At 60.9% G+C, this 23,617-nt stretch carries 27 protein-coding genes and 1 pseudogene; 13 read left to right on the top strand and 15 right to left on the bottom strand.

What is annotated here, in order from left to right:
* Nucleotides 1–51: 51 nt before the first annotated feature.
* The 5 genes from ACB030_RS15550 to ACB030_RS15530 form a co-directional block, all read right to left on the bottom strand.
* The gene (locus ACB030_RS15550) at nucleotides 52–891 is read right to left on the bottom strand and encodes a PfkB family carbohydrate kinase (RefSeq protein WP_371161014.1); all 840 of its coding nucleotides are present in this window, start codon (nucleotides 889–891) and stop codon (nucleotides 52–54) included.
* 65 nt (nucleotides 892–956) lie between these two features.
* Nucleotides 957–1,928 (bottom strand): LysR substrate-binding domain-containing protein, encoded by a 972-nt coding sequence (locus ACB030_RS15545; RefSeq protein WP_205642732.1) that lies wholly within the window; start codon nucleotides 1,926–1,928, stop codon nucleotides 957–959.
* Nucleotides 1,929–2,083: 155 nt separating this feature from the next.
* On the bottom strand, nucleotides 2,084–2,812 hold the full coding sequence (locus ACB030_RS15540) for a glutamine amidotransferase (protein ID WP_371161011.1): 729 nt from the start codon (nucleotides 2,810–2,812) through the stop codon (nucleotides 2,084–2,086).
* Between the two features lie 83 nt (nucleotides 2,813–2,895).
* Entirely contained in the window at nucleotides 2,896–4,392 is a 1,497-nt protein-coding gene (locus ACB030_RS15535; RefSeq protein WP_307766045.1) for a CoA-acylating methylmalonate-semialdehyde dehydrogenase, read from the bottom strand.
* A gap of 102 nt (nucleotides 4,393–4,494) precedes the next feature.
* Nucleotides 4,495–5,826, bottom strand: a complete 1,332-nt coding sequence (locus tag ACB030_RS15530; protein ID WP_371161009.1) for an aspartate aminotransferase family protein — start codon at nucleotides 5,824–5,826, stop codon at nucleotides 4,495–4,497.
* 172 nt (nucleotides 5,827–5,998) lie between these two features.
* On the opposite strand from ACB030_RS15530, the gene ACB030_RS15525 reads away from it, so the two are divergent.
* From ACB030_RS15525 to ACB030_RS15515, 3 genes are all read left to right on the top strand, one after another.
* The gene (locus ACB030_RS15525) at nucleotides 5,999–6,541 is read left to right on the top strand and encodes a cupin domain-containing protein (RefSeq protein ID WP_025325324.1); all 543 of its coding nucleotides are present in this window, start codon (nucleotides 5,999–6,001) and stop codon (nucleotides 6,539–6,541) included.
* Between the two features lie 198 nt (nucleotides 6,542–6,739).
* Nucleotides 6,740–8,236, top strand: coding sequence for an aldehyde dehydrogenase (locus ACB030_RS15520; protein WP_371161007.1), 1,497 nt, complete (start codon nucleotides 6,740–6,742; stop codon nucleotides 8,234–8,236).
* A gap of 8 nt (nucleotides 8,237–8,244) precedes the next feature.
* The gene (locus tag ACB030_RS15515; RefSeq protein WP_371161080.1) at nucleotides 8,245–8,529 is read left to right on the top strand and encodes a hypothetical protein; all 285 of its coding nucleotides are present in this window, start codon (nucleotides 8,245–8,247) and stop codon (nucleotides 8,527–8,529) included.
* On the opposite strand, the gene ACB030_RS15510 is transcribed toward ACB030_RS15515, so the two are convergent.
* Nucleotides 8,530–8,850 (bottom strand): helix-turn-helix transcriptional regulator, encoded by a 321-nt coding sequence (locus tag ACB030_RS15510; RefSeq protein WP_371161005.1) that lies wholly within the window; start codon nucleotides 8,848–8,850, stop codon nucleotides 8,530–8,532.
* A gap of 2 nt (nucleotides 8,851–8,852) precedes the next feature.
* Entirely contained in the window at nucleotides 8,853–10,205 is a 1,353-nt protein-coding gene (locus ACB030_RS15505; protein ID WP_371161003.1) for a type II toxin-antitoxin system HipA family toxin, read from the bottom strand.
* A 208-nt stretch (nucleotides 10,206–10,413) separates the two neighbouring features.
* On the opposite strand from ACB030_RS15505, the gene rarD reads away from it, so the two are divergent.
* The 3 genes from rarD to ACB030_RS15490 all read left to right on the top strand — a co-directional run bounded on the left by rarD (nucleotide 10,414) and on the right by ACB030_RS15490 (nucleotide 12,914).
* Complete coding sequence (gene rarD, locus ACB030_RS15500) at nucleotides 10,414–11,316, top strand: EamA family transporter RarD (protein WP_371161001.1); 903 nt, start codon at nucleotides 10,414–10,416, stop codon at nucleotides 11,314–11,316.
* A 67-nt stretch (nucleotides 11,317–11,383) separates the two neighbouring features.
* Nucleotides 11,384–12,187: a helix-turn-helix domain-containing protein gene (locus ACB030_RS15495; protein ID WP_371161000.1), complete on the top strand. Its 804-nt coding sequence runs from the start codon at nucleotides 11,384–11,386 to the stop codon at nucleotides 12,185–12,187.
* A gap of 82 nt (nucleotides 12,188–12,269) precedes the next feature.
* Nucleotides 12,270–12,914 carry a LysE family translocator gene (locus ACB030_RS15490; RefSeq protein WP_371160998.1) on the top strand — a complete coding sequence of 215 codons (645 nt, stop codon included), beginning with the start codon at nucleotides 12,270–12,272 and terminating at the stop codon, nucleotides 12,912–12,914.
* 51 nt (nucleotides 12,915–12,965) lie between these two features.
* On the opposite strand, the gene ACB030_RS15485 is transcribed toward ACB030_RS15490, so the two are convergent.
* The gene (locus tag ACB030_RS15485) at nucleotides 12,966–13,586 is read right to left on the bottom strand and encodes a LysE family translocator (RefSeq protein ID WP_371160996.1); all 621 of its coding nucleotides are present in this window, start codon (nucleotides 13,584–13,586) and stop codon (nucleotides 12,966–12,968) included.
* Between the two features lie 101 nt (nucleotides 13,587–13,687).
* On the opposite strand from ACB030_RS15485, the gene ACB030_RS15480 reads away from it, so the two are divergent.
* Nucleotides 13,688–13,897 carry a LysR family transcriptional regulator gene (locus ACB030_RS15480; protein ID WP_371160994.1) on the top strand — a complete coding sequence of 70 codons (210 nt, stop codon included), beginning with the start codon at nucleotides 13,688–13,690 and terminating at the stop codon, nucleotides 13,895–13,897.
* 16 nt (nucleotides 13,898–13,913) lie between these two features.
* Here ACB030_RS15480 and ACB030_RS15475 read toward each other — a convergent pair whose 3' ends face one another.
* Nucleotides 13,914–14,573 carry a chromophore lyase CpcT/CpeT gene (locus tag ACB030_RS15475; RefSeq protein WP_371160992.1) on the bottom strand — a complete coding sequence of 220 codons (660 nt, stop codon included), beginning with the start codon at nucleotides 14,571–14,573 and terminating at the stop codon, nucleotides 13,914–13,916.
* Between the two features lie 236 nt (nucleotides 14,574–14,809).
* Between ACB030_RS15475 and ACB030_RS15470 the strand changes: the two are divergent.
* Nucleotides 14,810–15,169, top strand: a pseudogene (locus ACB030_RS15470) (SRPBCC domain-containing protein); the annotation flags it as partial.
* A gap of 239 nt (nucleotides 15,170–15,408) precedes the next feature.
* Here the strand turns inward: ACB030_RS15470 and ACB030_RS15465 are convergent.
* Nucleotides 15,409–15,909, bottom strand: coding sequence for a DUF1993 domain-containing protein (locus ACB030_RS15465; protein ID WP_371160990.1), 501 nt, complete (start codon nucleotides 15,907–15,909; stop codon nucleotides 15,409–15,411).
* Between the two features lie 289 nt (nucleotides 15,910–16,198).
* Here ACB030_RS15465 and ydfZ point away from each other — a divergent pair, with 289 nt between their 5' ends.
* Nucleotides 16,199–16,396, top strand: a complete 198-nt coding sequence (gene ydfZ / locus ACB030_RS15460; RefSeq protein ID WP_043132242.1) for a putative selenium delivery protein YdfZ — start codon at nucleotides 16,199–16,201, stop codon at nucleotides 16,394–16,396.
* 120 nt (nucleotides 16,397–16,516) lie between these two features.
* Here the strand turns inward: ydfZ and ACB030_RS15455 are convergent, their stop codons facing one another.
* From ACB030_RS15455 to ACB030_RS15435, 5 genes are all read right to left on the bottom strand, one after another.
* Entirely contained in the window at nucleotides 16,517–16,858 is a 342-nt protein-coding gene (locus ACB030_RS15455; protein WP_371160987.1) for a ligand-binding protein SH3, read from the bottom strand.
* 230 nt (nucleotides 16,859–17,088) lie between these two features.
* Nucleotides 17,089–18,465, bottom strand: coding sequence for a DUF4397 domain-containing protein (locus tag ACB030_RS15450; protein WP_371160983.1), 1,377 nt, complete (start codon nucleotides 18,463–18,465; stop codon nucleotides 17,089–17,091).
* 309 nt (nucleotides 18,466–18,774) lie between these two features.
* Complete coding sequence (locus tag ACB030_RS15445) at nucleotides 18,775–19,062, bottom strand: hypothetical protein (RefSeq protein WP_371160981.1); 288 nt, start codon at nucleotides 19,060–19,062, stop codon at nucleotides 18,775–18,777.
* 24 nt (nucleotides 19,063–19,086) lie between these two features.
* Nucleotides 19,087–19,506, bottom strand: coding sequence for a BON domain-containing protein (locus ACB030_RS15440; RefSeq protein ID WP_371160979.1), 420 nt, complete (start codon nucleotides 19,504–19,506; stop codon nucleotides 19,087–19,089).
* Between the two features lie 27 nt (nucleotides 19,507–19,533).
* The gene (locus tag ACB030_RS15435) at nucleotides 19,534–19,692 is read right to left on the bottom strand and encodes a DUF3309 family protein (protein ID WP_163148960.1); all 159 of its coding nucleotides are present in this window, start codon (nucleotides 19,690–19,692) and stop codon (nucleotides 19,534–19,536) included.
* 257 nt (nucleotides 19,693–19,949) lie between these two features.
* On the opposite strand from ACB030_RS15435, the gene ACB030_RS15430 reads away from it, so the two are divergent.
* The 4 genes from ACB030_RS15430 (at nucleotide 19,950) to ACB030_RS15415 (ending at nucleotide 23,547) form a co-directional block, all read left to right on the top strand.
* Nucleotides 19,950–20,735: a hypothetical protein gene (locus ACB030_RS15430; RefSeq protein ID WP_371160977.1), complete on the top strand. Its 786-nt coding sequence runs from the start codon at nucleotides 19,950–19,952 to the stop codon at nucleotides 20,733–20,735.
* 185 nt (nucleotides 20,736–20,920) lie between these two features.
* The gene (locus tag ACB030_RS15425; protein WP_371160975.1) at nucleotides 20,921–21,814 is read left to right on the top strand and encodes a LysR family transcriptional regulator; all 894 of its coding nucleotides are present in this window, start codon (nucleotides 20,921–20,923) and stop codon (nucleotides 21,812–21,814) included.
* A 189-nt stretch (nucleotides 21,815–22,003) separates the two neighbouring features.
* Nucleotides 22,004–22,891 carry a hypothetical protein gene (locus tag ACB030_RS15420; protein ID WP_371160973.1) on the top strand — a complete coding sequence of 296 codons (888 nt, stop codon included), beginning with the start codon at nucleotides 22,004–22,006 and terminating at the stop codon, nucleotides 22,889–22,891.
* Nucleotides 22,892–22,956: 65 nt separating this feature from the next.
* Nucleotides 22,957–23,547, top strand: a complete 591-nt coding sequence (locus ACB030_RS15415) for a hypothetical protein (protein WP_371160971.1) — start codon at nucleotides 22,957–22,959, stop codon at nucleotides 23,545–23,547.
* Nucleotides 23,548–23,617 lie beyond the last annotated feature (70 nt).

The following is a 23,617-nucleotide window of genomic DNA, read 5'->3' as shown; positions in this document are numbered from 1 at the left end:
CCATCGGCAGGCACAGGGCCACAGTCCGGCGAGCGGGCAAGTTCGCGGCTGTCAGTGGGGATGTTTCAGCCAGGTTTTCAGGGCCTGGGAGGGGATGGAGCTCTCGGAGGCGACCGCGAAGGCGCCCCAGTCCACCGCGCACTGCAGGGCATCCCCCATCGCCATGCCGCGGGCCAGACCGTGGATAAGACCGCCGGCGAAGGCATCCCCCGCCCCCGTGGTGTCGACCACGGACACCGGCCGCGCCGCCACCCGCACTTGCTCCTCGCCGTGGATGGCAACGGCCCCCGCCTTGCCCTCGGTCAGCACCAGCCATTCGAGCTGATCCCCTGCGAGCTGGCGGGCATGCAGCCAGGGATCGCCCACCTCGGCGAGATCGGCGCGGGAGGCCACCAGCACGTGGCAAGGGCGGCGAGCCTGCCCGCCCTTGGGGTACTGGGCCACCACGAAGCTCTTGCCGAGCATCTGGCGCATGTAGCCAATGATGGCGGTGCCGGGGTAGTTCACATAGAGGCAGTCCACCCCCTCCAGCGGCAAGTCGCCGGGCAGATCCGGGCGGCGCGGACGCCTTAAAATGGTGCGCTCCCCGGTGGAGTCCACCAGGATCAGCAACTCCCCCGTCTCGCCGCCAAAGCGCTCCACGTGGGAGCAGTCCAGCCCATGGCCAGTCGCCTGCTCCAGCAGCCAGTCGCCGGTCTCGTCCAGCCCGATGCGGGAGGCAATGATGACCTCGTGCCCCGCCCACACCAGCCCTATGCCGGTGTTGGCGGCGCCGCCGCCGAGCCTGCGCCCCTGATCCACGTATTGCAGCCGTGCCCCCGCCACCAGGGGTTCGGCCAGGGAGAGCACATGATCACAGTTGAGATTGGCAAGCAGCAGGATGCGGGACATGGGGACCTCGGCAGGGCGGGCAGGGTCCGGCACCCAGCGGCGCCGGATCTGTCATGGAAGACGACTCAGTAGACGGGCAGCTCCACCCCGACCAGCAGTTCGTCGATGCGCGCCTGGGTCGGCTGCTGCATCACGTTCTGGATCATCTCCTTGGTGAGATGGGGGGAGAAGGAGCTGATGAAGTCATACATGTAGTTCTGCAAGAGGATGCTCTTGCTGAAGCAGAGCTGGGCCGGGCAGGGCTCGAACAGGTGCTCCAGGTTGATGGCCACCAGGCTGGGGGCATCGTGGTCGTTGGCCACCAGCGACGAGATGATGCCGATGCCGAAGCCCAGCTCCACGTAGCGTTTGATCACGCCCGCATCCATCACCGTCATGTAGTAGTTGGGGCTGAGGCCGGCCGCCTGGAACACCCTGTCCTGCACCTGACGCCCGGTGGCGCCACTCTCGTAGCTGAGGATGGGGTACTGGCAGAGCTGCTCCAGGGTCGGTTTCTTCACCTTGGCCAGGGGGTGATCCTGGGGCACCACCAGCGACAGGGTCCAGAGGTAGGCGGGCAGCGCGATCAGCTCCTTGTCGAAGCCTATCTCGTGGGCCACGATGGAAAAATCCGAGTAACCCTTGCTGATCTGCTCCTTGGTGGCCGACATCACGGGGTGCAGGTGGAACGAGATCTTGGGGTACTTCTTGGTAAAATAGGTGACGCTTTTCGGCAGCAGGTAGCGGGCTATGGTGTGGGTGGTGTGGATGTTGAGGGTGCCCACGGTCGGGTCCAGATACTCCCGGGAGATGGCCTTGATCTTGCCCTCTATGTTGAGCATGGCCTCGGCGCACTTGATGATCTCCTCCCCCACAGGGGTGATCCTGTGCAGGTGCTTGCCGCGACGCTCGAAGATGCGCACCCCCAGCTCGCTCTCCAGCAAGCCGATCTGCTTGCTCACCCCAGGCTGGCTGGTATAGAGCGCATCGGAAGCGACGGAGACGTTGAGATTGTGGTCCCGCACCGCGATCAGATACTTCAACTGCTGTAGTTTCAAGGTTGCACCCTCACAGGCTGGCGCGGCTGTCGTCAGATGGACAAGGCCGCCACAAATGGCGGCCAGTGTACCATCCGAACTCGGCATATCACCGCTTGATCCTTCATTTTGCTACAAAATCTAGCATCTGCCGGGAGGATATGACAAACGGACGCTCAGCGCACGGCGGGGCCGACCGGCAGCATGCCGAGGAACTGCAACAGCCACTGCATCATGGTGGCCGAGTCCACTTCCCCCTCCAGGGAGGAGAGGCTGCTCTGGTAGTGCTCGTCGGGCAGCCGATCCCGCCGCCGCTCGATCAGCGCCCGGTTGTACTCCACCGAAAACTCCGGATGACCCTGGATGGCGACTATGTGATCCCCCTGCAGGAACATGAAGTTCGGGCAAAAATCGTTGCCCGCCAGCAGGGTCGCTCCCGGTGGCAGCTGCTCCACCTGATCCTGATGACTGGCCAGGATCCGTATGGTCTCCAGCCCCGGCTGCATCCAGGGTTTCGCCGCCTGCATGGGGTGGACCGAGACCCCCAGCCCCCAGCCCTTGGTGGACTTCACCACCTCTCCCCCCAGCGCCTGGGCGATCACCTGATGACCGAAGCAGATGCCGGCCAGCTTGACGTTGGCATCGTGGGCCCGCCGGATCCAGTCGCGCAGCGCCAGGATCCAGGGGATGTCGCTGTAGGCATCGTGGCGCGAACCCGTGATGAGCCAGGCATCGCACTCGTTCAAATCGCCCGGCAGCTCCCCATCGAGCGCCGACCAGACCCTGTATTCCAACGCCGGGGCCAGCGCCCGGAAGCCCTTGATAAACATCTCGGAGTAAACGGGGCCGAAACTCCCAACCAAGTCGGGGTCCAGCCGGTCACAATCGAGAATTCCCAGTCGCATCTGTTACTCCTTCACAGGGATAGCGGGACACGCCGGCGGACTCCTTCCGCCGGGCCATGCCAGGGCTAGCTGCTGCATGTTGATCATTTCATGGTCGGCATGGAGAACTCGGCGCCGGCTCGCAGGCTCTGGGGCCAGCGGGCAGTCACCGTCTTCATCCGGGTATAGAAGCGTACCCCGTCCGGCCCGTGCATGTTGAGCGGCCCGAAGATAGACCGCTTCCAGCCACCGAAGCTGTGAAACGCCATGGGCACAGGGATGGGTACGTTCACCCCTACCATACCGACCTGAACCCTCGTGGTGAAGTCCCTTGCGGTATCCCCGTCGCAGGTAAAGATGGCGGTGCCGTTGCCGTACTCGTGTTCGTTGATGAGGCGCAGCGCCGTCTCGTAGTCCGGCGCCCGCACTATGGCGAGCACGGGGCCGAAGATCTCCTCCCGGTAGATGCGCATCTCGGGGCCGACCCGGTCGAACAGACTGCCGCCGATAAAGTAGCCCTCACCGTGGCTGACACCGCGACCATCGACCACCAGACTGGCGCCCTCTGCCACCCCCTGATCCACGTAGCCGCGCACCTTGGCCAGGTGCTCGCGACTGATGAGGGGGCCCATCTCGTTCTCCGGGCTCTGGCCAAGGCCGGGCCCGACCCGCAGCGCCTCCACCAGCGGCGTCAGCTTGGCCACCAGAGCATCGGCGGTGGCATCGCCCACCACCAGAGCCACCGAGATCGCCATGCAACGCTCGCCGGCCGCGCCATAGGCCGCCCCCATCAGGGCGGAGACAGCCTGATCGAGATCCGCATCCGGCATCACCAGCATGTGGTTCTTGGCACCGCCCAGGGCCTGCACCCGCTTGCCGTGAGCCGAGGCGGTGGCATAGATGTACTGGGCTATGGGGGTGGAGCCGACGAAAGAGACCGCCTGTACACGCGGGTCGGTCAGCAGCACGTCCACCACCTCCTTGTCGCCGTTGACCACGTTCAGCACCCCGTCCGGCAGGCCCGCCTGCTTGAGCAGCTCGGCCATGCGCAGGGCCAGGGAGGGATCCTTCTCGGACGGCTTGAGGATGAAGCTGTTGCCGCAGGCCAGCGCCACCGGGAACATCCAGAGCGGCACCATGGCCGGGAAGTTGAACGGCGTGATGCCGGCGCAGACCCCCACCGGCTGCATCATGGAGTGGCTGTCCACCCCGCGGCCCACGTTGAGGGAGTGCTCCCCCTTGAGCAGATGGGGAATGCCGCAGGCAAACTCCACCACCTCCAGCCCCCGGGTCAGCTCCCCCTGGGCGTCGGAGAACACCTTGCCGTGCTCGCGGCTGATGAGGCGGGCCAGCTCGTCCCTGTGCTGCTCCATCAGCTCCTTGAAGCGGAACATCACCCTTGCCCGCACCAGCGGCGGGGTCTGGGACCAGTCGGCGAAGGCGCGCTCGGCGCTGGCGATGGCATCGAGGCACTCGGCGGCGGTGGAGAGGGCAACAGTGCCCTGCTGCTGGCCGGTGGCCGGATCGAAGATGGCGCCGAAACGCTCGCTGCGACTCTCTGTGGTTTCGCCGTCGATGAAGTTGTCGATCCTGTAACTCATAAATCCTCCGTGATGGGTCATTCGCATCATCCCTGCGCGCGGCCGTGGGCATCAGGCACAGGAAGAGGGCGCCCGGCGGGCGCCATGCAATCGGGTGAAGCGTTATTCCTGGCTCTGCAACACGTCCTGCAGCAGGGTGAAGAGGTCGTCAATCTGGCTGCGCTCGATGATGAGGGGTGGCGACAGGGCTATGATGTCGCCGGTCACCCGGATCAGCGCCCCCTTCTCGAAGCAGCGCACGAACACCTCGTAGGCGCGCTTGCCCGGCGCGTCCGGCAGGGATTCGAGCTCTATGCCCGCCACCAGACCGTAGTTGCGCACATCTTTGACATGCTTGCAGCCCTTCAACGAATGGGCCGCCTCCTCCCAGTAGCCCGCCAGATCGGCGGCGCGAGTCAGCAGATTCTCGTTGCGGTAGATCTCGAGGGTCGCGAGCCCGGCGGCGGCGGCCACAGGGTGACCGGAATAGGTGTAGCCGTGGAACAGCTCGATGGCACCCTTGCCTGCGGCCATCATGTCGTCATAGATGTGCTTCTGCACCAGCACCGCCCCCATGGGGATGGCGCCGTTGGTGAGCCCCTTGGCGCAGGTGAGAAGGTCGGGGATGACGTCGAACTCCTGGGCGGCAAAGGGGGAGCCGAGGCGACCGAAGCCGGTGATCACCTCGTCAAAAATCAGCAGTATGCCGTGTTTGGTGCAGATCTCCCTCAGCCGCTTGAGGTAGCCCTTTGGCGGCATGATGACGCCGGTACTGCCGGCGATGGGCTCGACGATGACGGCCGCTATGTTGCTGGCATCATGGAGGAAGACGATCTTCTCCAGTTCATCGGCCAGGGTGAGATCTTCCGCTGGCAAACCCCTAGTGAAAGCATTTTTCCCTATGTTGAGGGTGTGGGGCAGGTGATCCACCCCCCCAAGCAGGGAGCCGAACCACTTGCGGTTGCCGGGAATGCCCCCCACCGAGATGCCGCCGAAGCCGACCCCGTGATAGCCGCGCTCACGACCGATGAGCCGGGTGCGGGTGCCCTGACCGCGGGCCCGCTGCCAGGCCAGCGCTATCTTGAGTGCAGTGTCGACGGACTCCGAGCCGGAGTTGGTATAGAAGACGTGGCCGAAGCCCTTGGGGGCTATCTCCACCAGCCGGTTGGCCAGCTCGAACGGCAGAGGGTGGCCCATCTGGAACGTGGGGGCGAAATCGAGGTGGGAGATCTGCTGGGAGACCGCCTCGGCAATCTCGCGCCGACCATGGCCCGCGTTGCAACACCAGAGCCCGGCGGTGCCATCCAGTATCTTGCGGCCATCCTCTGAGTGATAATACATCCCCTCTGCCGACTTCAGGATGCGCGGCGCCGCCTTGAACTGCTGGTTGGCGGTGAAGGGCATCCAGAAGGCGGACATGTCGGAAGGGGTATTGATGTCGCTAATCGGTTTCATGGTCACCTCATCCTTAAGGCGTTTAGTAACACTTGGCTGATGCCTATTAAATTAAACACCTGAATCCATAAAAAAGGGCCTTTTATCGCCCTGCTTGGTGTCACCCCCCAGGGGTGGTATAAGATATTTAACACAATTTTAATAATAGTAAACAGTCAAGGAGTGTCTATCGATGGATATCGGTCACCGCCTCAAGGCGGTTCGCACCAAGGCGGCCCTCTCCCAGCGCGAGCTGGCCAAGCGCTCCGGTGTGACCAACGGTTTTATCTCCCAGATCGAGAAAAATCAGGTGAGCCCCTCGGTCGCGTCGCTGCGCAAGGTGCTGGAAGGCATCCCCATGTCGCTGGCCAGCTTCTTCACCGATGAGACGGAGATGGATTCCGAGGTGATCTTCCGCGCGGACGACATGCCGGATCTCGGCACCCACCCCATCAGCTATCGACTGGTGGGTCACAGCCGGGCCAACCGCGCCATCGGCATGATGCAGGAGGTACTGCCCCCGGGCGCCGACACCGGCGACGACATGCTGAGCCACGAGGGGGAAGAGTGCGGCATCGTCATCCAGGGCCAGGTGGAGGTCACCGTCGGCGAACAGGTACACCTGCTGGCACCCGGTGATGGCTACTACTTCGACAGCCGCACCCCTCACCGTTTCCGCAACGTGGGGGAGCAGGAGTGCGTGCTGATCTCGGCCAACACGCCGGCCAGCTTCTGATCCCCATGGGTGGCCAAGGCAGCTCGGCCCTCCACGAAACGACCCTGCTGGCTGGATGAGGTCCGCCGCAGATCGGGGTCTTTCCTCGGGCACCGAGCGGCAAGTGTTTAATGAATTGTTACAGGATGGATTTACAAGCGGCAGGATGTTTAGCATATTGATACGCGAAGACGTTTTTTGCCGGTTCAAGGAGTGAACATGAGTGACCTGACCCTGGCCCAGTGGCAACACAAGGCCGCCCATCTGACCCTGCCCTCGCAAGCCTTTATCGACGGCAGCTACCGGGATGCCGTCAACGGCGCCACCTTCGACTGCATCAACCCGGCCAACGGCCAGCTGCTGACCAAGGTGGCCTCCTGCGACGCCGCCGATGCCGAGCTGGCGGTGCAGGCCGCCCGCGCCGCCTTCGATGACAAGCGCTGGAGCGGGCTCTCCCCGAAACAGCGCAAGCTCGTCATGCAGCGCTTCGCCGAACTGATGCGCCTCCACCTGGTGGAGCTGGCCCTGCTGGAGTCACTGGACATGGGCAAGCCCATCGGCGATGCCATGGGTTATGACGCCCCCGCCGCCGCCAACTGCATCGCCTGGAACGCCGAGGCCATCGACAAGATCTACGATCAGGTCGCCCCGGTGGAAGAGTCCGCCCTGGCCCTGGTGACCCGGGAGGCGCTCGGCGTGGTTGCCGCCATTGTGCCCTGGAACTTCCCCCTGGTGATGGCCTGCTGGAAGCTGGGCCCGGCGCTCGCCACCGGCAACTCCGTCATCCTCAAGCCGTCCGAGAAGTCCCCCCTCACCGCCCTGCGCATCGCCGGGATCGCGAAAGAGGCAGGCATCCCGGACGGTGTCTTCAACGTGCTGCCGGGCTTTGGCCACACCGTGGGTGAGGCGCTGGCCATGCACATGGACGTGGATTGCATCACCTTCACCGGCTCCACCAAGATCGGCAAGCATCTGGTGCAGTGCTCCGGCAAATCCAATCTGAAACGCGCCTTTATGGAGTGCGGCGGCAAGAGCCCCAACATAGTGCTGGCGGACGCGCCTGATCTGGACGCCGCCGCCAGGAGTGCCGTGGGCGCCATCTTCTACAACCAGGGCGAGGTGTGCACCGCCGCCTCCCGCCTGCTGGTGCAAAACAGCATCAAGCCGCAATTCATGGAACGGCTGCTGGCCCATGCCCGCGAGTGGATCGCCGCCAACCCGCTGGATCCCGCCACCCGCATCGGCGCCATGGTGGACGGCATCCAGATGGAGCAGGTGCTGAACTACATCGCCATCGGCCAGCAGGAGGGCGCCAGACTGCTGCTGGGGGGCAAGCGCACCCACACAGAGAGCGGCGGCTTCTATATCGAGCCCACCATCTTTGACGAGGTGACGCCGCAAATGCGCATCTTCCGCGAGGAGATCTTCGGCCCAGTGCTGGCGGTGACCGGTTTCGACACCCTCGAAGAGGCCATCGCCCTTGGCAACGACACCGACTACGGCCTGGCGGCGGCGATCTGGACGGCGGATCTCAACAAGGCGGTCAAGGGCTCCCGCGCCCTGCGTGCCGGCACCGTCTTCGTCAACAACTGGGATGGCGGCGACATGACGATGCCGTTCGGCGGCTTCAAGCAGTCCGGCAACGGCCGCGACAAGTCATTGCACGCGCTGGAGAAGTACACCGAGCTGAAAAGCACCTGGATCCAGCTCGAATAAGATCAGAAATGCCGCTCACCGATCGAAATGGGGGAGAAATCCCCCTTTTTCATTTTTACCCTTTCCTCGACAGCCTCAATCGATATAATCATCAAATAGACAAGCCCTTAAATATAAAGATAAAAATGCTGTTTTTTCTGGGAAGTGTACTGTTTCTGGTGGTGGGCCTGCCGCTGCTCTTCTTCATGCTGGGCGAGGGTGAGGCCTATGTGACCTGGGGTCCCTGGATCTCCGCCATCGCACTCATGCTGTGGCTGCTCATGGATGTAGAGAAGATCCGCCGTGGGCGTTGATCACTCCCACTCATCATCAACCAGTTGATCGGCAACCTGTTTTTGCAAACCCAAGTTCAATGGTGTCAGCCTCATCTTCAATCCAAATGGCCGGAATACCTGATCGACCGTCTTCATTGAAGGAGTGGCAGTATTGCGTTCGATTGCTGACAGGGTGCGTCGACTGATTCCAATTAGACTGGCATAGCCCTCCTGATCCATCCCTAGCATCTCTTTACGCAACTTGCGTAGCAGGTCGCCTTCGTGGATGACGCCACGATGCAACTTGACCAACAGTTCACGCAGCAGCTCCTCACGCTCTTCTATAGATAATTTTTTCATCCTCATGCCCCCCACTGCTCAATCCAGACTGTCAGCCTTTCATCGAGCGTATTGAAATTGAATGTCGGCATAGTCAGGATGGAAACGGGTACTCCACGTCGAGCCAAGCGTTCCGGTAACCCCTTGAGCCTTAGTGCCAGCTCGGTCAAGGATGCCAACAAGACGTCAGGCTCAACCCGGTGTGACAGACGTTGCGCAATGGCCACCCAATCAAACTGCCCTCCCTCTTCGAGCCCCAACCCCCACTGTGTCGTGCGACGGATCCCCTCTGGATCGGCTTTCATGGGGGCAAAGTCGTAGACTGGCGCGAGCCAGATCCCCTCGTCGCTCTTGAGCAATGCCGTATTGCGGCCATGGTTGTCCGAATTTCCAAAGACCACGTTGAGCAAGTCACGCCTGACCCACTCGATCACAAATGCAGCGCTGTTGAAACGAGCGTTACGCTGTCGGGCCTCCCCCTCCAGCATGGGCAGCAAGGTATCGAGAATATCCAGATGGTTAAGGTCCGAGCCTGGGGCAGCGTCCATCACGCTGTAGACAGATTCCACTCCGAAGCGAACCAATTTTTGCTCCTGCACCACTACATCAAAGCGGGGAAGCCACAACGAAGGGTATTTGCTCCCTTCGTCAAGACGCATGCCATGAATCGGAATCGTATCGATCCCCAAGGCATTAAGTTCTTGATAATAGTGATACTCAGCTCTGAGGATATCCTGGTCAATGGCGCTGCGATTGTTACGCGGGAACTTGACCAGATAGAAATCATCCAGGCAGTAGGGATCATCCTGAAAAGTGTCTATCCACACCTCCTGATTGCGATTTTTCCGCAACAACAGCTTGGGAGCCTCTCCACCGGCCCCAGTCGCACCACCGCTGGCGGCCCCCATCTGCTGGGCATATTCCAGAAAGTCGGTATCACGTTCCAATACCATTGCCACAGGGAAGCGCAGTTGTGTGACCCGGCTCTGCTCGGGTATCTGAGCCGCGACTCTCTCTACAGCCTCCTTGATACGCAAGTTTCCGATCGGAGCAATAGTACCGAGAGCCAGAAGGGTACGGTCCTGTCCCTCTTCACCCAGATGTCCAATGTCGAGCTGCCTGACCCAGTAACGGCGCGCACTGCCCGCTGGCATAATGTCATCGAGGAAACGAAACCAGCCACCATCATGAGGGATCATCAGCTCAATGGGATACCTCAAGGCACAGGCGTGCCATCCCTGTGTTTGATGCAGATATTCAAGGGCATAATCAAATTCATAGGCGAGACGGGCCGAGCGTTTCCCTCCCTCATTCAGCCGCAAACGAGCTGCATCGCACCACCCCTTTTCACCATAAATCTGGATAGTCAGTTCCATCACACCTCGCCATGTGAGTTATTTTGCTCAAAACTATGACATCTTTTATATTTTGAGAATTATATTACTCAAAAATAGATTCTTCAGTTTATTTTGAGCAAAATAATTCACATCAAAACATGGTTCTTTGATCCCGCTACGGTACTCGTTACACTCATTGCCCTGTGATCTCCATCACCCCCAACAAGCCATAAGGCAACATTCACGCATGCAGCAACAAGCTCAGCGCCAGGGCATCATCTATGCCCTGTGCGCCTATACCCTTTGGGGCCTGGCGCCCATCTACTTCAAGACCATTTCCGCCGTCCCGGCCGCCGAGATCCTGACCCACCGCATGATCTGGTCCTGCGCCCTGCTGATGGTGCTGACCCTGATCGGTCGCCAGTGGCACAAGGTGCAGGCGGTGCTGCGCCAGCCAAAAGTGCTGCTCACCCTGGCCTTCACCTCCATCACAGTCGGCGGCAACTGGCTGCTGTTCATCTGGGCCATCAACAACGGCCACATGCTGGATGCGAGCCTCGGCTACTACATCAACCCGCTGTTCAACGTGCTGCTCGGCATGGTGTTTCTGAGCGAGAAGCTGCGCCGCCTGCAGTGGTGGGCGGTGGGGCTGGCGGTGATAGGTGTCGCCGTCCAGCTCATCGCCTTCGGCTCCCTGCCCTGGATAGCCCTGGTGCTGGCCTCGAGCTTCGCCATCTATGGCCTGATCCGCAAGAAACTGGCCCTGGATGCCCTCACCGGCCTGCTGATCGAGACCATGATCATGCTGCCGCCGGCCGCCATCTACCTGTGGGGATTCGCCGACAGCCCCACCAGTCACCTCACGCAAAACGACTGGCACCTGAACCTGCTGCTGATCGCCGCCGGTGCCGTCACCACGGCGCCCCTGCTCTGCTTCACCGCCGCCGCCACCCGTCTCAAGCTCTCCACCCTGGGTTTCTTCCAGTACATAGGCCCCAGCCTGATGTTCATACTGGCGGTGGCCTTGTACGGGGAAGCGCTGACACCGGACAAGCTGATCACCTTCGGCTGCATCTGGAGTGCCCTGGTGCTGTTCAGCCTGGACGGGCTGCGCAGCGGCAAGCGGCGCAGGGCTGCCAGTCAGGGTTGACGGCATGGCGCGTCGACACTGCAATAATCTACAAGCCAATATTCGGGTTTCAGGTTATCAATAGTCGATGAGCGCTCCCCAATCCCGCATCCATTACTGGCAATCCCGGCTGCTGCCGGGGGTTGAACTCTCCCACTCCCACCACAGGGAGTTCAGCTATGGCCGCCACGTGCACCTGGACTACCACATAGGTCTGGTGCAGCAGGGCGGCCAGAAATTCATCCACAAGGGCAGCAGCCACAATCTGGTGCGTGGCGAGCTCTCCACCGTCAACCCGGACGAGATGCACGATGGCCTCAGCCTGCTGCCGGAAGGGTACGAGGTGCGGGTGTTCGCCATCGCACCCGAGCAGCTGGCCCGCTGGCTGCCAGACAAGCCAGAACCCTTCTTCGACAAGGGGTTGCAGAGCCGCCCCGATCTCTATCAGGGCTTCGCCCGGCTGCACATGTATCTGGATCAGCCCGCCCCCGACGCCCTGCTGGCGGAGAGCCAGCTGCTGGCACTGCTCGGCGAGCTGCTGCACCTGGCACCGGAGCGCCATGCCCTGGCGGATCCCCAGATAAGATTCCTGCGCGACTACCTTCTCGGCCAGCTGGACGGGCACCACAGCCTGGAGGATCTGGCCGCCCTGTTCGGGCTGGATCGCTTCGCCTTCCTGCGTCAGTTCAAGAAGAAGACCGGCATGACCCCCTACGCCTGGCTCAAGCGGCTGAGACTGGAGCAGGGCAAGCGCCTGCTCGGCAGCGGCCTGCCGGTGAGCGAGGTGGCGCTGGCGGTCGGTTTCTTCGATCAGAGCCACTTCCACCACGGCTTCCGCCAGGCCTTCGGGCTGACCCCGGCGGACTACCGTCAGCAGATGCTCCCGGGCTGACCGACCCCACTGCAATCTTTTACAAGCCAGCCCCTGCCTCCATCCCCCATGCTGCTGCCTCATCTTTGTAGCGAGGTATGCCATGTTCACCAGCCTGTTTCTGACCATAGGTCTCATCCACCTGATCGCCCTGGCGAGCCCGGGCCCCGATTTCGCGCTCATCCTGCGCACCAGCCTGCACAGGCCCACGGCGCTCGGGGCCGCGCTCGGCATAGCACTCGCCATCCTGCTGCACGCCACCCTCAGCCTCACTGGCATCAGCCTGCTGATCGCGAGCCAGCCCTGGCTGTTCCTGGCGGTGAAGGTGGTGGGCGCCCTCTATCTTGGCTGGCTCGGCTGGGGGGCCATCAAGGCGGCGCGCCGCGGCTCCGCCACCCAGGCACTGCGGGCCGGCGGGGAGTTGCAGGGCTGGAACCGGGGGCTGAGAGCCGGGATCGCCACCAACCTGCTCAACCCCAAGGCACTGCTGTTTTTCATGGGATTGCTGGCGGCCATGGTGACGCCCCAGGTGGATGGCCTGACCCGGGGCCTGCTGATCCTGGAGCTGTTCCTGCTCTCCCTGGCCTGGTTCGGGCTGCTGGCCTGGAGCCTCTCCACCGCCCGGGCCCAGCACCTGCTAAGCCGGGTGCAGCGGCCCCTGAACCTGGCCACGGGTCTGCTGTTCGGGGCGGTCAGCCTCTCCATTCTCATCGACCTTCAGGCGCACTGGCCTGGGCTCGCGACATAAACGGGACCAAACCACGCACTGACCAGGCGGGGTGCCCCGCCTGGCCCTCTCTCAGCCCAGCGCCCTGATCAGCAGCAGGATCGCGAAGCCAGTGAACATCACGGCCGACAGCCGGTTGATGCCCCTGGCGAAGCGCTCGCCATAGCCCTGCAAGCCCACCCAGCGAAACACCAGGCAGTAGCCGCCGTGCACCACCAGCACCACGGCGCTGAAGGTCAGCGCCAGCAGCATGCACTGGCCCAGCGCCCCCTGGCGGAAGTCGATGAACTGGGGAAACAGGCTGGTGAAGAAGATGATCGCCTTGGGGTTGAGCAGGCTGATGAGCGCCCCCTTGACGAAGCTGCGCCAGCAATCCCGATCCGAGCTCGTGCTCACCACTGGGCTCACCCCGCGCTGACGCCAGGAGTTCACCCCGAGATAGAGCAGATAGAGGGCGCCCCCCAGGGTGAGGATCTGCTGCCCACCGGCCAGCCAATGGGTAAACCAGATCACCGCCAGCGAGGCCAGGGTCGCCACCAGCAGTATCCCCACCGCCACCCCCACAAAGCCTGCGATGGCGTGGCGGGTTCCCCGGGTCAGGGTGTTGCCTATGGTGTAGATCACCGCAGGCCCGGGACTGAGCACAGTCCCCAGGGCGAGCAGCAGGTAGAGGGCGTAATAATCGAGGCTCATCACAGGGTATTCCATCGTCAATCAAGTGCCGCCCGGTATATTGACAGCCGCGTCGCCAGCCAGAGATGACGGTGCTCGGCGTGATAAACCAGGTGTTTAGAGTGAATCGTCTGACCGCCATCGAGACCTTAGTCAAGGCTGCCCGCGTGGGCAGCTTCAGTGCCGTGGCGGAGCGCTTCGAGATGACACCGGCCATGATCGGCAAGTACATCAAATGGCAGGAGGCCAGGGTCGGCACCCGCCGGCCCAACCGCAACACCCGCTGCCGAAGCCTGCCGCAACACTACAGGGCGCTGGACATGCCGGCGTGATTCGGCGCCGTCCAGGTCACTCCCCCCGTTGCTTCACCTTGCGCAGGTAGAGATACCCCTCCCCCGGGCTGCCCCAGCGCTGGTGGGCGCCGTTGTCATAGGCCCTGTCCAGCAGCCTGACGCTGTTGGGGCCTATCCAGAGGTACTGCACCAGGGTAGTGGCGCCGCCAAAGTCGGTGGCGCAGCTGCCGACCTTGCTGTGCCCAGCGTACTCCCCGCTGGCCTGGCGGGTCAGCCAGATCTCGCAGCCCTGGCGCAGGGAGAGTTGTTGCGGGGTGAGGGTGTCAAGCAGCCTGGGCTGACGCCAGGCGCCGGCGAAATCCGTGGCCCTCGGCATGGTCAGCTCGGCCATCAGGATGCGACCATCGGGCAGCGGGGAGAAACGGTAGATGCGCTGACGGAACGGGCGCACCGCCCGTTCCGTCAGAAACTGCTCGGCATAGACCCAGCGATAAGGACCTTCCCCTTGCCAGATCTCCACCAGTCGCAGCTCGGCACTGGTGAAGCGCTGGTCGTAACCGGCCTGCTCCTGGCTGGAGAACTCGCCGGTGAACCAGGAGAGCAGCGGCTCCATCTTCCCCTGCACCGGTGACGGACTGGCCACGAAGGGAACGGGGTTGGCCCACACCAGGCAGGCGTAAAACAACCCCAGCAGGGCCACCATCGGCTTTGTCATCGAATCCTTCCGAGTCGCTTGCATGGCGGCGATTATATGAGCGAACGGCGGCAATAACCTCTACCTTGATCAACTCCTCGCCAATCCGCTGAAAAATCACTGCGTTAGCGAAGAAGTGCGACGCAGGAGAGCGGCGGGGCCAGGCATCCTCGCTCACCCGATTCGCCGCCCGAGCAGCGGCCAACATCGCCGTGGGCGACTATTCTTGCTGCGGACCAACCGAGGAGGTATCCCTCATGACGACTGGAACCGTGACACTGCACCGCGTTCTCAAGGCCCCGCCGATGCGGGTATACAGAGCCTTTATCGAGGCGGACGCCCTGACCAAGTGGCTGCCGCCCCATGGCTTCACCTGCCGGGTAGAACACCTGGAGGCCAGCGTCGGCGGCACCTTCAGGATGGCGTTCTTCCATTTTGGCAGCGGCCACAGCCATGCCTTCGGCGGCGAGTATCTCGAGCTGGCGCCGGGCAAGCGCATCCGCTACACAGACCGCTTCGACGACCCCAAGCTGCCCGGGGAGATGCGGGTCACCATCACCCTCACCCAGGTGCTGTGCGGCACCGATCTCGCCATCGAACAGGCGGGGATCCCGAGCGAATAAGCCGGCGCCACCCCCGGGATGCGGGAGCCCCGAAAAGCAGAGAGCCTGCCGGATGGCAGGCTCTCTTCATTCCGGCAGAGCAGCGGCTTACAACCTATCCCAATAGGCGTCATTGTCGAAGGCAGTTTGGACACAGCCAGCGCGCAGAAACCGGAGCGTACTGGAGTACGTGAGGATTTCGAGCACAGCCTGGGTTCAACATGGCGAGTTAAACAGCCTGATGGGATGGGCTCTTATTGCAGGTTCAGGCCACCCAGGTAATCCCGCTTGCCGAGATCCACCCCAGCCTGGCGCAGCAGGGCATAGGTCATGGTCAGGTGGAAGTAGAAGTTAGGGATGCCGTACTCGTGCACGCAGCTGTGGCCGTCCATCCCCTTGCCACCGGCCCAGTAGGGGTAGTAGTGGCCGCTGGCATACTGGCTGAAGTCGGCGTCCAGCTTGCTCTGCAGATAGGCAATGGTCTTGGCCACATGGGCGCGCAGATCCGCCATGGTCTTGGGATCATCCCCGAGCACCGGCGGCTCGCTCAGGCTGGCGGTGGCCACCAGGGCGCGGGCGCTGTCGCAACAGATCAGCACCTGCTTGCTCAGCGGCAGCATGTCGACGATGAGGCGCTCATTGAAGAAGTTCTCCACGTTGAATTTCTTCGCCTCGGCGTGGGCCTCGGCCTTGGCCAGACACTGGTCCAGGTTGGTCAGCATCTTGATGAACTGGGCGGCAATATCACGATTCATAATGCACTCTCGGTTGGTTGAAGGCAGTAAAACGAGCGGCTCCACTATAGCGCATCCCCCTTGCAGTTCGAGCCCGGAGAAATGAAAAGCGGGGGCACCCTCCCCGCCCTGCGACAGGCAGTGGCGGCCTCGGCGGCCCCCTTGCCAGCGCGCCAGCGCCGCTTCGCTGCCCCGAGTCCCTCTCTCCCCTTTTTTTGATCTGTGACAGGTATCGCACTTTTTCGGAGGCGTAGTCTGGGGCCCGTTGCCCTGGCACGGGCCGGGGCGCCCATCCCACAAGGAGAATGCCATGAAGATCTACGACAGAAACCGCAATGTGCTGACCCTGGGCCAACGGGTGATGATTGCCGCCACCGGCGCGGTCGACACCCTGAAGGAGGCGCACACCGACAACCTGACCCCCTATGAGGCGGAACACGAGAAGTGTGTGCTGCTGGCAAACAGCCAGGAGCGTTACGCCCCCATCGAGTTGATTAGACTAGGCTGATCCCGCTTTCCGTCACCCTACTCTTTACAATTCACCCGGCCGCCGCGCCCCGTTGGTGGCCGGGTTTCTCCCTCCTCCCTACTCTCTCCGCTCGAACACGCGCACCTGGGCCCCCCCGCCTTATGACGGCGAGGAGATGCAGCTTGCCGGTATCCAGCCCGAGCACCCTGTTTCGTTGTGCACCCAGAGCCAGCCTGCCAGCTCGCGATCCACCCTCACCCGCTCCCCCACCGCCACGTCCAGCTCGCGGGCGGTGTAATCCTGGCGCGCCAGCGCCTCCCCTTCCCCGAGGAGCGTCAGCAGCGACAGCGGCGCCCACCCCTCGTTGCCATCCGTCGTGACGGTGCGAACCCAGCCCGGAAACTCGTCATCCTCGTGACCGATACGCACCCGCTCCCCGGCGCTAAAGCCGATGGGATTGGGGTAACTGGTGTGGTGAGCCGTGGTGATCAGCGCCAGCATATGATTCTTCTCCGATGTGCTCTGGTTGGGGGGAGTAACCCTGACTTGATACCACAAGGGCCGCCCCATTGCCGGGAGCCAGGCCCCATGGCGCACCCTGTCCCCCTCGGCAGCCCCCTGGCGATGGCATGTTCAGCAAGGTGGGAACCCTGATTTCCTGCCATAAAAAGACCCAAACCGAAGGGCTCAGTTTGGGTCAGGTTGCGAGTCAGTCGACTAGCAGAGGATCATCATTTACTGCTGACGTCGTCCAGGATCAGCAACTCGGGATCCACGCCACCGACGCTGTCAGACAGGGCCGCGGCTGTCAGCACCTGACCGTTGGCCAGGGTGACCGGCAGGGGACCAATGACCGGGGTCTTGTCGCCTGAGGCGGTGACGGTGACCTGGTAATCCCCGGCGGCAACGGCAAGATAGCCGCTGTCAGCCTTGAAGGGCACGGCCTTGAGTACGGGGGTGGCGCTGCTGATGTCCGACCCCGTCGTCAGATAGATGTCAACCGCCGGTGCCGTGGGGGCGGCATGGAGCACCCGCAGTTGGGCCTCGGTAGCAACCACACGTCCGGTATCCGTCAGCAACAGCGGCTCTATGGTTTCACCGGCGGGGTCCAGCAACTGGCCAACGGCAAACAGGGAGTAGCGAACGCCCGCCTTGAGCGGCACGTCGCTGGCACTGATCACCTCAGGGGTGGCGGCTCCGGTTGGCGTGACCACAAAGTCATAATCCGCCGCCGCCAAATCCAGATAGCCGGTATTCCCCTTGAACGCCAATCCTTGCAGCGGGGCCGCTGTCGGCGCAACGCCATTGACCCAGATGTCGACGGCAGGGGCATCGGCGACCGCATGGACCACCCTCAACTGAGCCTGTTCATCGGCAGACAAGATGGGGGTTGCGCCAGCACCGTCTATGGCGAGCAGCTGTACCGGGCTTGGCCCTGCGCCCAGGTTGTCGATTGCCGCGATCAGCAGGTCAGCCCCGGCATTGAGTGGCAGTGGGCCGGAGTCATAGACCACATCCACCGTCCCCGGCAAGGTCAGCCTGATCTGGTATTCCCCTGCCGGCAGGGTGAGGGGGTCGCTATAGGTCTTGAACGGAATGTTGGCCAGCGTCGGGCTGGTCAGGGCGGCCCCCGGCGCGGTGACATGGATGTCGACTGCCGGTGCACTCGGTGCGGCATGCAGCACCTGCACACGAATATCGCCGCCCGTTGGCGCCTGGTTCGGCCGCTCAATCACCAGCGGGCCAAATGCGGTATCCCCGCTGCCCGCCAGTTTGCCCACTGCCAGCACGTCGTACTGGGTGTCGGGTTTCAGGTCGAGTGACACCGGGCCAATAACCGTCGTCGTACCGCTCGGCAAGATACCGTCGACCGCCACTTCGTGACTGCCAGCGGCAACCGGCTTGAGCCCGCTGCTTGAGCCATAGTCAACGGCCGTCAGGAAAGCGGCACCATCAACCTTTACATTGACCTTGGGGGCATCAGGAGCCAGATGGCTGATCCTGATGGCGGTATTGGTATTGCCCGGGTTGCTGTCATTATCACTACCCCCACAGGCGGCCAGGGTTAATCCCATGGCAATGGCTGCACAACGCTGAAACCATTTCATTTGATCAATCTCCATTTGGTTAGTGGCCAGAGTGATATGACTGTTCCGAATGATTGGATCACAGCGCTCTGTGTGATGGCGGTTGACGAGACGGAAGGAGGGATGGGGAGTTGGCCATCCGGGGTCAGCCAGCGACATGGGGAAAGGCGGCGTGAATGCCGGCGAGCGGCTCAAGGGCTGGCAGGGGGCCTGCTCTCGCTGGCGGGTGAACATCATCATGCTGGCTGAGTGGGCGGCGAACTCCCCGCCCGGGCGCTCGCCGACTTTTTTCATCTTGGGACACCCAGCTTCCCCCAGGGGGATCCCTGCTCACTTGAATTTGGACTGAGCCTCCGCCAGACCGCTCTTCAGATCGTGCCACATCTGGTCGGCGGTGAGCTTGACCTGCTCCCAGGACTCGCCGCTCTCCCTGCCGAGCACCTCCATGCTGTCGGAAGCCGCATGCTGCCTGGCACGAAGCGCCTGGAGCTCCTTGGCCCCCTTGACCCTCATGTCGGCCGAGAGGGTCTCCAGCCTGGCTTCCAGCAAATTGATCTGGCAGCCCCACTCCTTGAGCTGGGCGCTCATTCTTTCCCGGTAGGCTTGGTGCATTTCCATCTTGTGCTCCTTGAGCAAGCGACCCTATTGGGTCGCGGTGAGGGTCAGCTGATTGACGACATTCTCGACGCCATCGACCGCCATCGCGATCGCGCTGGCCTTGTCGCTGTTGGCTTGCGAATCGGCCGTCCCGGTCAGGGTGACGACACCGCCGACGGTATCGACGCTGATCTGCAGTGATCTCAGGCCGGGCTCGCCGAAGAGCTTGGTCTTCACCTTGGTGGTGACTTCGGTGTCTGCCCAGGCCTGGGCGCTCTCGGCACCTTGCTGGCTCACCTTGCTTTCATACTTGTCGAGGGTGGCATCGACCTTCTTGCCAGTCTCGCTGGCCGCCTCATCTATGCTCTTGCCGGCCTGTTCCGCCGACCCCGGTTTGTCGCATCCGCTCAGCCCCAAGGTGCAGAGCAGCGAGATGGCGATGAGGATTAGGTTGCTGTGTGGCATCTGTTGATTTCTCCGAAGTGAACTTGCCTAGATCTTGCCGAGCAAGACCAGGATGAGCAGTACTGTCAGTACCAGTCCGATGGCGCCGCTTGGCGCGTAGCCCCAGCCCTGGCTGTGCGGCCAGCGGGGAATGGCGCCGATCAGTAGCAGGACAAGCACGATCAGCAGAACGGTTCCAATGGTCATGGCTTTCTCCTTGACGTTGCATGTGGGCGACATAAACGACCCGTCTGATAGTGCGGCCCGTCCACTGGCCCGGTCTGTACGCAAACACACAGACGGGGGAGATAAGTTGATCTTTCCCAGGTCGGGCGGGATCGACCGGCAGGCCCCTCTTCCTCGTGATTCATTACCATCAGTGAATTTTGATATCAGTTGAGTGCCATTTCAGTGAACACTTCAGCGCCCTAGACTGCTTCTCGAACCTTAACGAGGAGTCTGATATGAAATTCCCCCAAGTCGCTTTGCTGGCTGGCGCCATCGCCTCGGCCCTCTCTTTCAACACCTTCGCCGGTGACCTTGTCTCGGTGCAGTTCAGCGATGGCCGCCCCGCCGTGACCGGGGTCGAGGCGGTCAACGGGGTGCTCAACCCCATAGGCGTCAACGTGGTCACCGTCGACATTCCCGACAAAGCCAGGCCGCTGCTCGAAGCCTCCCACCGCCGCGCGTTGACCAAAGCTGAGCACGGCGCCCTGATTGCGGCCTTCAACCTGAGTCAGGGGGAGCTGCTGGAGCAGGCCAGGCTCGCAGGGCGCGAGCCCGCGGTGCAAGGGGGCGGCGTCGCCACCGAAGAGACCGGCGTCGGCCCCTACCCCAAGGTCTATGACCTGATGGCGCTGGACGAGCGCACCCGCAGCGCCGTGCTCGGTAAATATGGCCGGATGCACGTCAACTCCGCAGAAGACGGCACCGACATCGACGAGGTGATGACGGTGGTCAGCGGCGGCCCGTTCCGCTGGGGCTTTACCCTGAAAGACGGCAGCATAGCCCGCTTCCAGATAGACAAGGTGGGCCTGGAGGACAAGGCCGTGCGAGTCAGCTATCACGGGCTGGGCATGCACGCCGGGTTGATGGACGCCAGACAGGGGCTGCTGGTGGCCTTCGCCCACGGCCCCGAGGCATTCACCATGCGCTACCAGGCCGACGTGCCCCACGCCCAGTTGCTCGGCACCAATCCCTGGGCCGATGTCGGCATCACCCTGCCCCCCGCGCCGGGCAAGGCGCAATAAGCCTCCCCCATGGATCGGGCGGTCGGGCTGCAGCCCGGCCGCCCTTGTCATGCCTCTCTTTTCCATGACGGCTGGCGACCGATGGCCGGGGATGGGGGATGGACAGCCCCGGGATCCGCACTATTGTGATAAAAGTGCGCAATGATGGCGCCATCATTTACCAGTAGTGAATTAACGGGGGCAGGATGAACAAGATCACGGCGCTGAACGTCTTTCGCCGGGTGGTGGAGATGGGCACCTTCAGGGCGGCGGCGGACGACCTGCGCCTCTCTCAGGCGGCGGTCAGCAAGAACATCAACGAACTGGAAGCCTTTCTCGGCATCGCGCTGATCAACCGCACCACCCGGCGGCTGAGCGTCACCGAATCGGGCATGGCCTACTACGGCCAGATATGCGGCGTGCTGGACAGCCTGGAGGCCGCCGACCAGTCCATCATGGCCGCCTCCTTCACCCCCAGGGGCAGGTTGAGGATCGGCATGCCCATGTCCTACGGGCTGATCCGCCTCAACCCCCTTGTCTGCGAGTTCCAGCGCCGCTATCCGGAAATCAGCATCGAGGTGATCCTGAGCGACGCCTATATGGATCTGGTGGATCAGGGGCTGGATCTGGTGATCCGGGGGGCAGGCACCCTGGAGGACTCCACCCTGCGCGCCAAACCCCTGTGCGAGGTGCAGCGAGTGCTCTGCGCCGCCCCCGACTACCTGAAGGAGGCGGGCCAGCCCGCCCACCCTGAGGATCTCAAGGCTCACAACTGCCTGCGCTACAGCCTCTCCTCCTCCCCCAACAAGTGGTTCTTTACCCGGGACGCGGAGAGCGTGGCGGTGGAATTGAAGCCCGCCAGCTTCTGCGCCAACAACGGCATCGCCCTGAAACAGGCGGCGGTGCAGGGGCTTGGGGTGATCCTGGTGCCCAAAGAGTTCGTGTCGAACGAGCTGGCGGACGGCTCCCTGGTGAAGCTGCTCCCCGACTGGCAACCCGACCCCCACGCCCTGTTCGCCGTCTACCCCTTCCACAAGGAGCAGTCCCGCAACGTGCGGCTCTTTATCGAATTTATCGTCAAGGCGTTTCAGTTGAGGTAGCCCGACAGGCGGGATCTTGGTTTTTTTTCCTGTCGGAACCCGCCTGCATGTAGGTTCGATTAACGAAGCGTAATCGAACCTACTGTCCTGAATTGGCTGATGATCACAAAATGAGCTCACACTGTTTCAAATGAAGCATTCCATCCATTAGCATGACTTTATATTGTCAATGCTTGGTAAGAGGGTTCTATGGATTATGCATTGTGCCAACAGACTGGAATTACATACTCAGCTACTGATTTTTCGATATTGTCTCCTGAGCATCAAAAAAAATTAAAAGCAGGTCTTGTATGTAAAGGATGTGGCGATGTTGCATGGTTCCGTTCTGCAACTAACCCTCTTGCTAAAGTAAAAAGGGCAGCTCACTTTAACTCCCATCACTATAATTCTGAGTGCCAATATAGAACATCATATTTACTTATTGAAGATGAAACCGATGGTGAGCTTTCCACGGCTGGCAAAATCCCATTAGTAACGGAATACGTTATTAATTTGGATGATAAGATTGGCGGAATTTTAGCTGATATATCGTATGATCAAATACCTGAAGAGGAGTTTGTCGTTAAACCTAGCGGTGGAGCCATAGGAAAAGGGGCTGGTGTCAAAAATGAAACTGAAGCAAACAAAAGTTTGCGACAGATTTTATCTTACCTAAAAAGATTCCCCGAATTTAGGCAATCAGACAAGCAAGTTAGATTGTTTTCTGATACTGGTAGACTGAAGGTTGATGGGAAAATAAAGAATCTTGTTGTTTCATTTGATGAAGTCAACGACTCCATGGATGATAATAGGTATAGACTATTCTGGGGGGTTATTGTTGATGCCCAAGATGAAGTTCTTGATGGTGGTCTATGGCTAAATGCAAGTGAATCTAGGAAAGGTGTCAGTATAAAAATATTCAGAGATATAAAAGAAAAGTTTATCTCATCTTTCCACTTAAAAAGCCTCGATGACTTACAAGGAGCATATGTATTAGTTGCTGGACAGGTCCATTATGCGCCTTCCACAGGAAAACCTACCATTTATTGTGCCATTGTTAATTTCATTACAGTTCAAAAATATAAAGAGTCACCATAGTGTTATTTAGTTGCCGACAGATATGTTACACCAGCTCAATATAAAAATTCTTAATGGAGTATAACGTGATTCAACAAAACTTGTCCTTAGTGCCAGTTAAGATGCAAGAAGTTGATAGTATTAGCATGGGTGTTTTACCCAATGGTGAAACATTCCTTTCTCTTCAAGGCTTAGCCAAGTTCTGTGGTTTAGCTCCTAGCTCGGTTATACAACTAGCTCAAGACTGGGCGGCTGGTGATGCGCAAGGTAGAACTAGAGGACAACAGTTAACAGAACTGATTAAAGAGTGGACCGAGTCTAATTCAGTCCCCGATAGTTTATATGTTGAAATTGATAGCCACAACTCTATAACTGGTGTAATTCATGCTGTGCCAGAGCAGATAGTGATGGCAATCACTGATTATTACGCCCACTACGCTCAAACAACTAAATTAGAAGCAATTCAGAATTATAGGAAAGCAGCAAAATTAGGTCTGCGAAAATATATACATGAGAGATTGGGTTATAATGAGAAGGACGTATTTGCTGAAAGCTGGAAGCTTTTTCAAGAGAGAGTCCTTAGTAATGAATCCCCAAAGGGATTTTTTACTATGTTCGATGAAGCTACCACTATTACAGGGCGAGATCGCGAACGTTTATTGAGCACATTTACATGATTTGACCGATGTCGCGGGTTATGATCTTATGCTCCCTTTTCGGGAACCATTTCATGTCCATCGACGCTTT

Source organism: Aeromonas sp. S16(2024) (assembly GCF_041403065.1).
Classification (GTDB): domain Bacteria; phylum Pseudomonadota; class Gammaproteobacteria; order Enterobacterales; family Aeromonadaceae; genus Aeromonas.
Note: the sequence above shows the minus strand (reverse complement) of the source record. Positions and strands in the feature narration are given on the sequence as shown.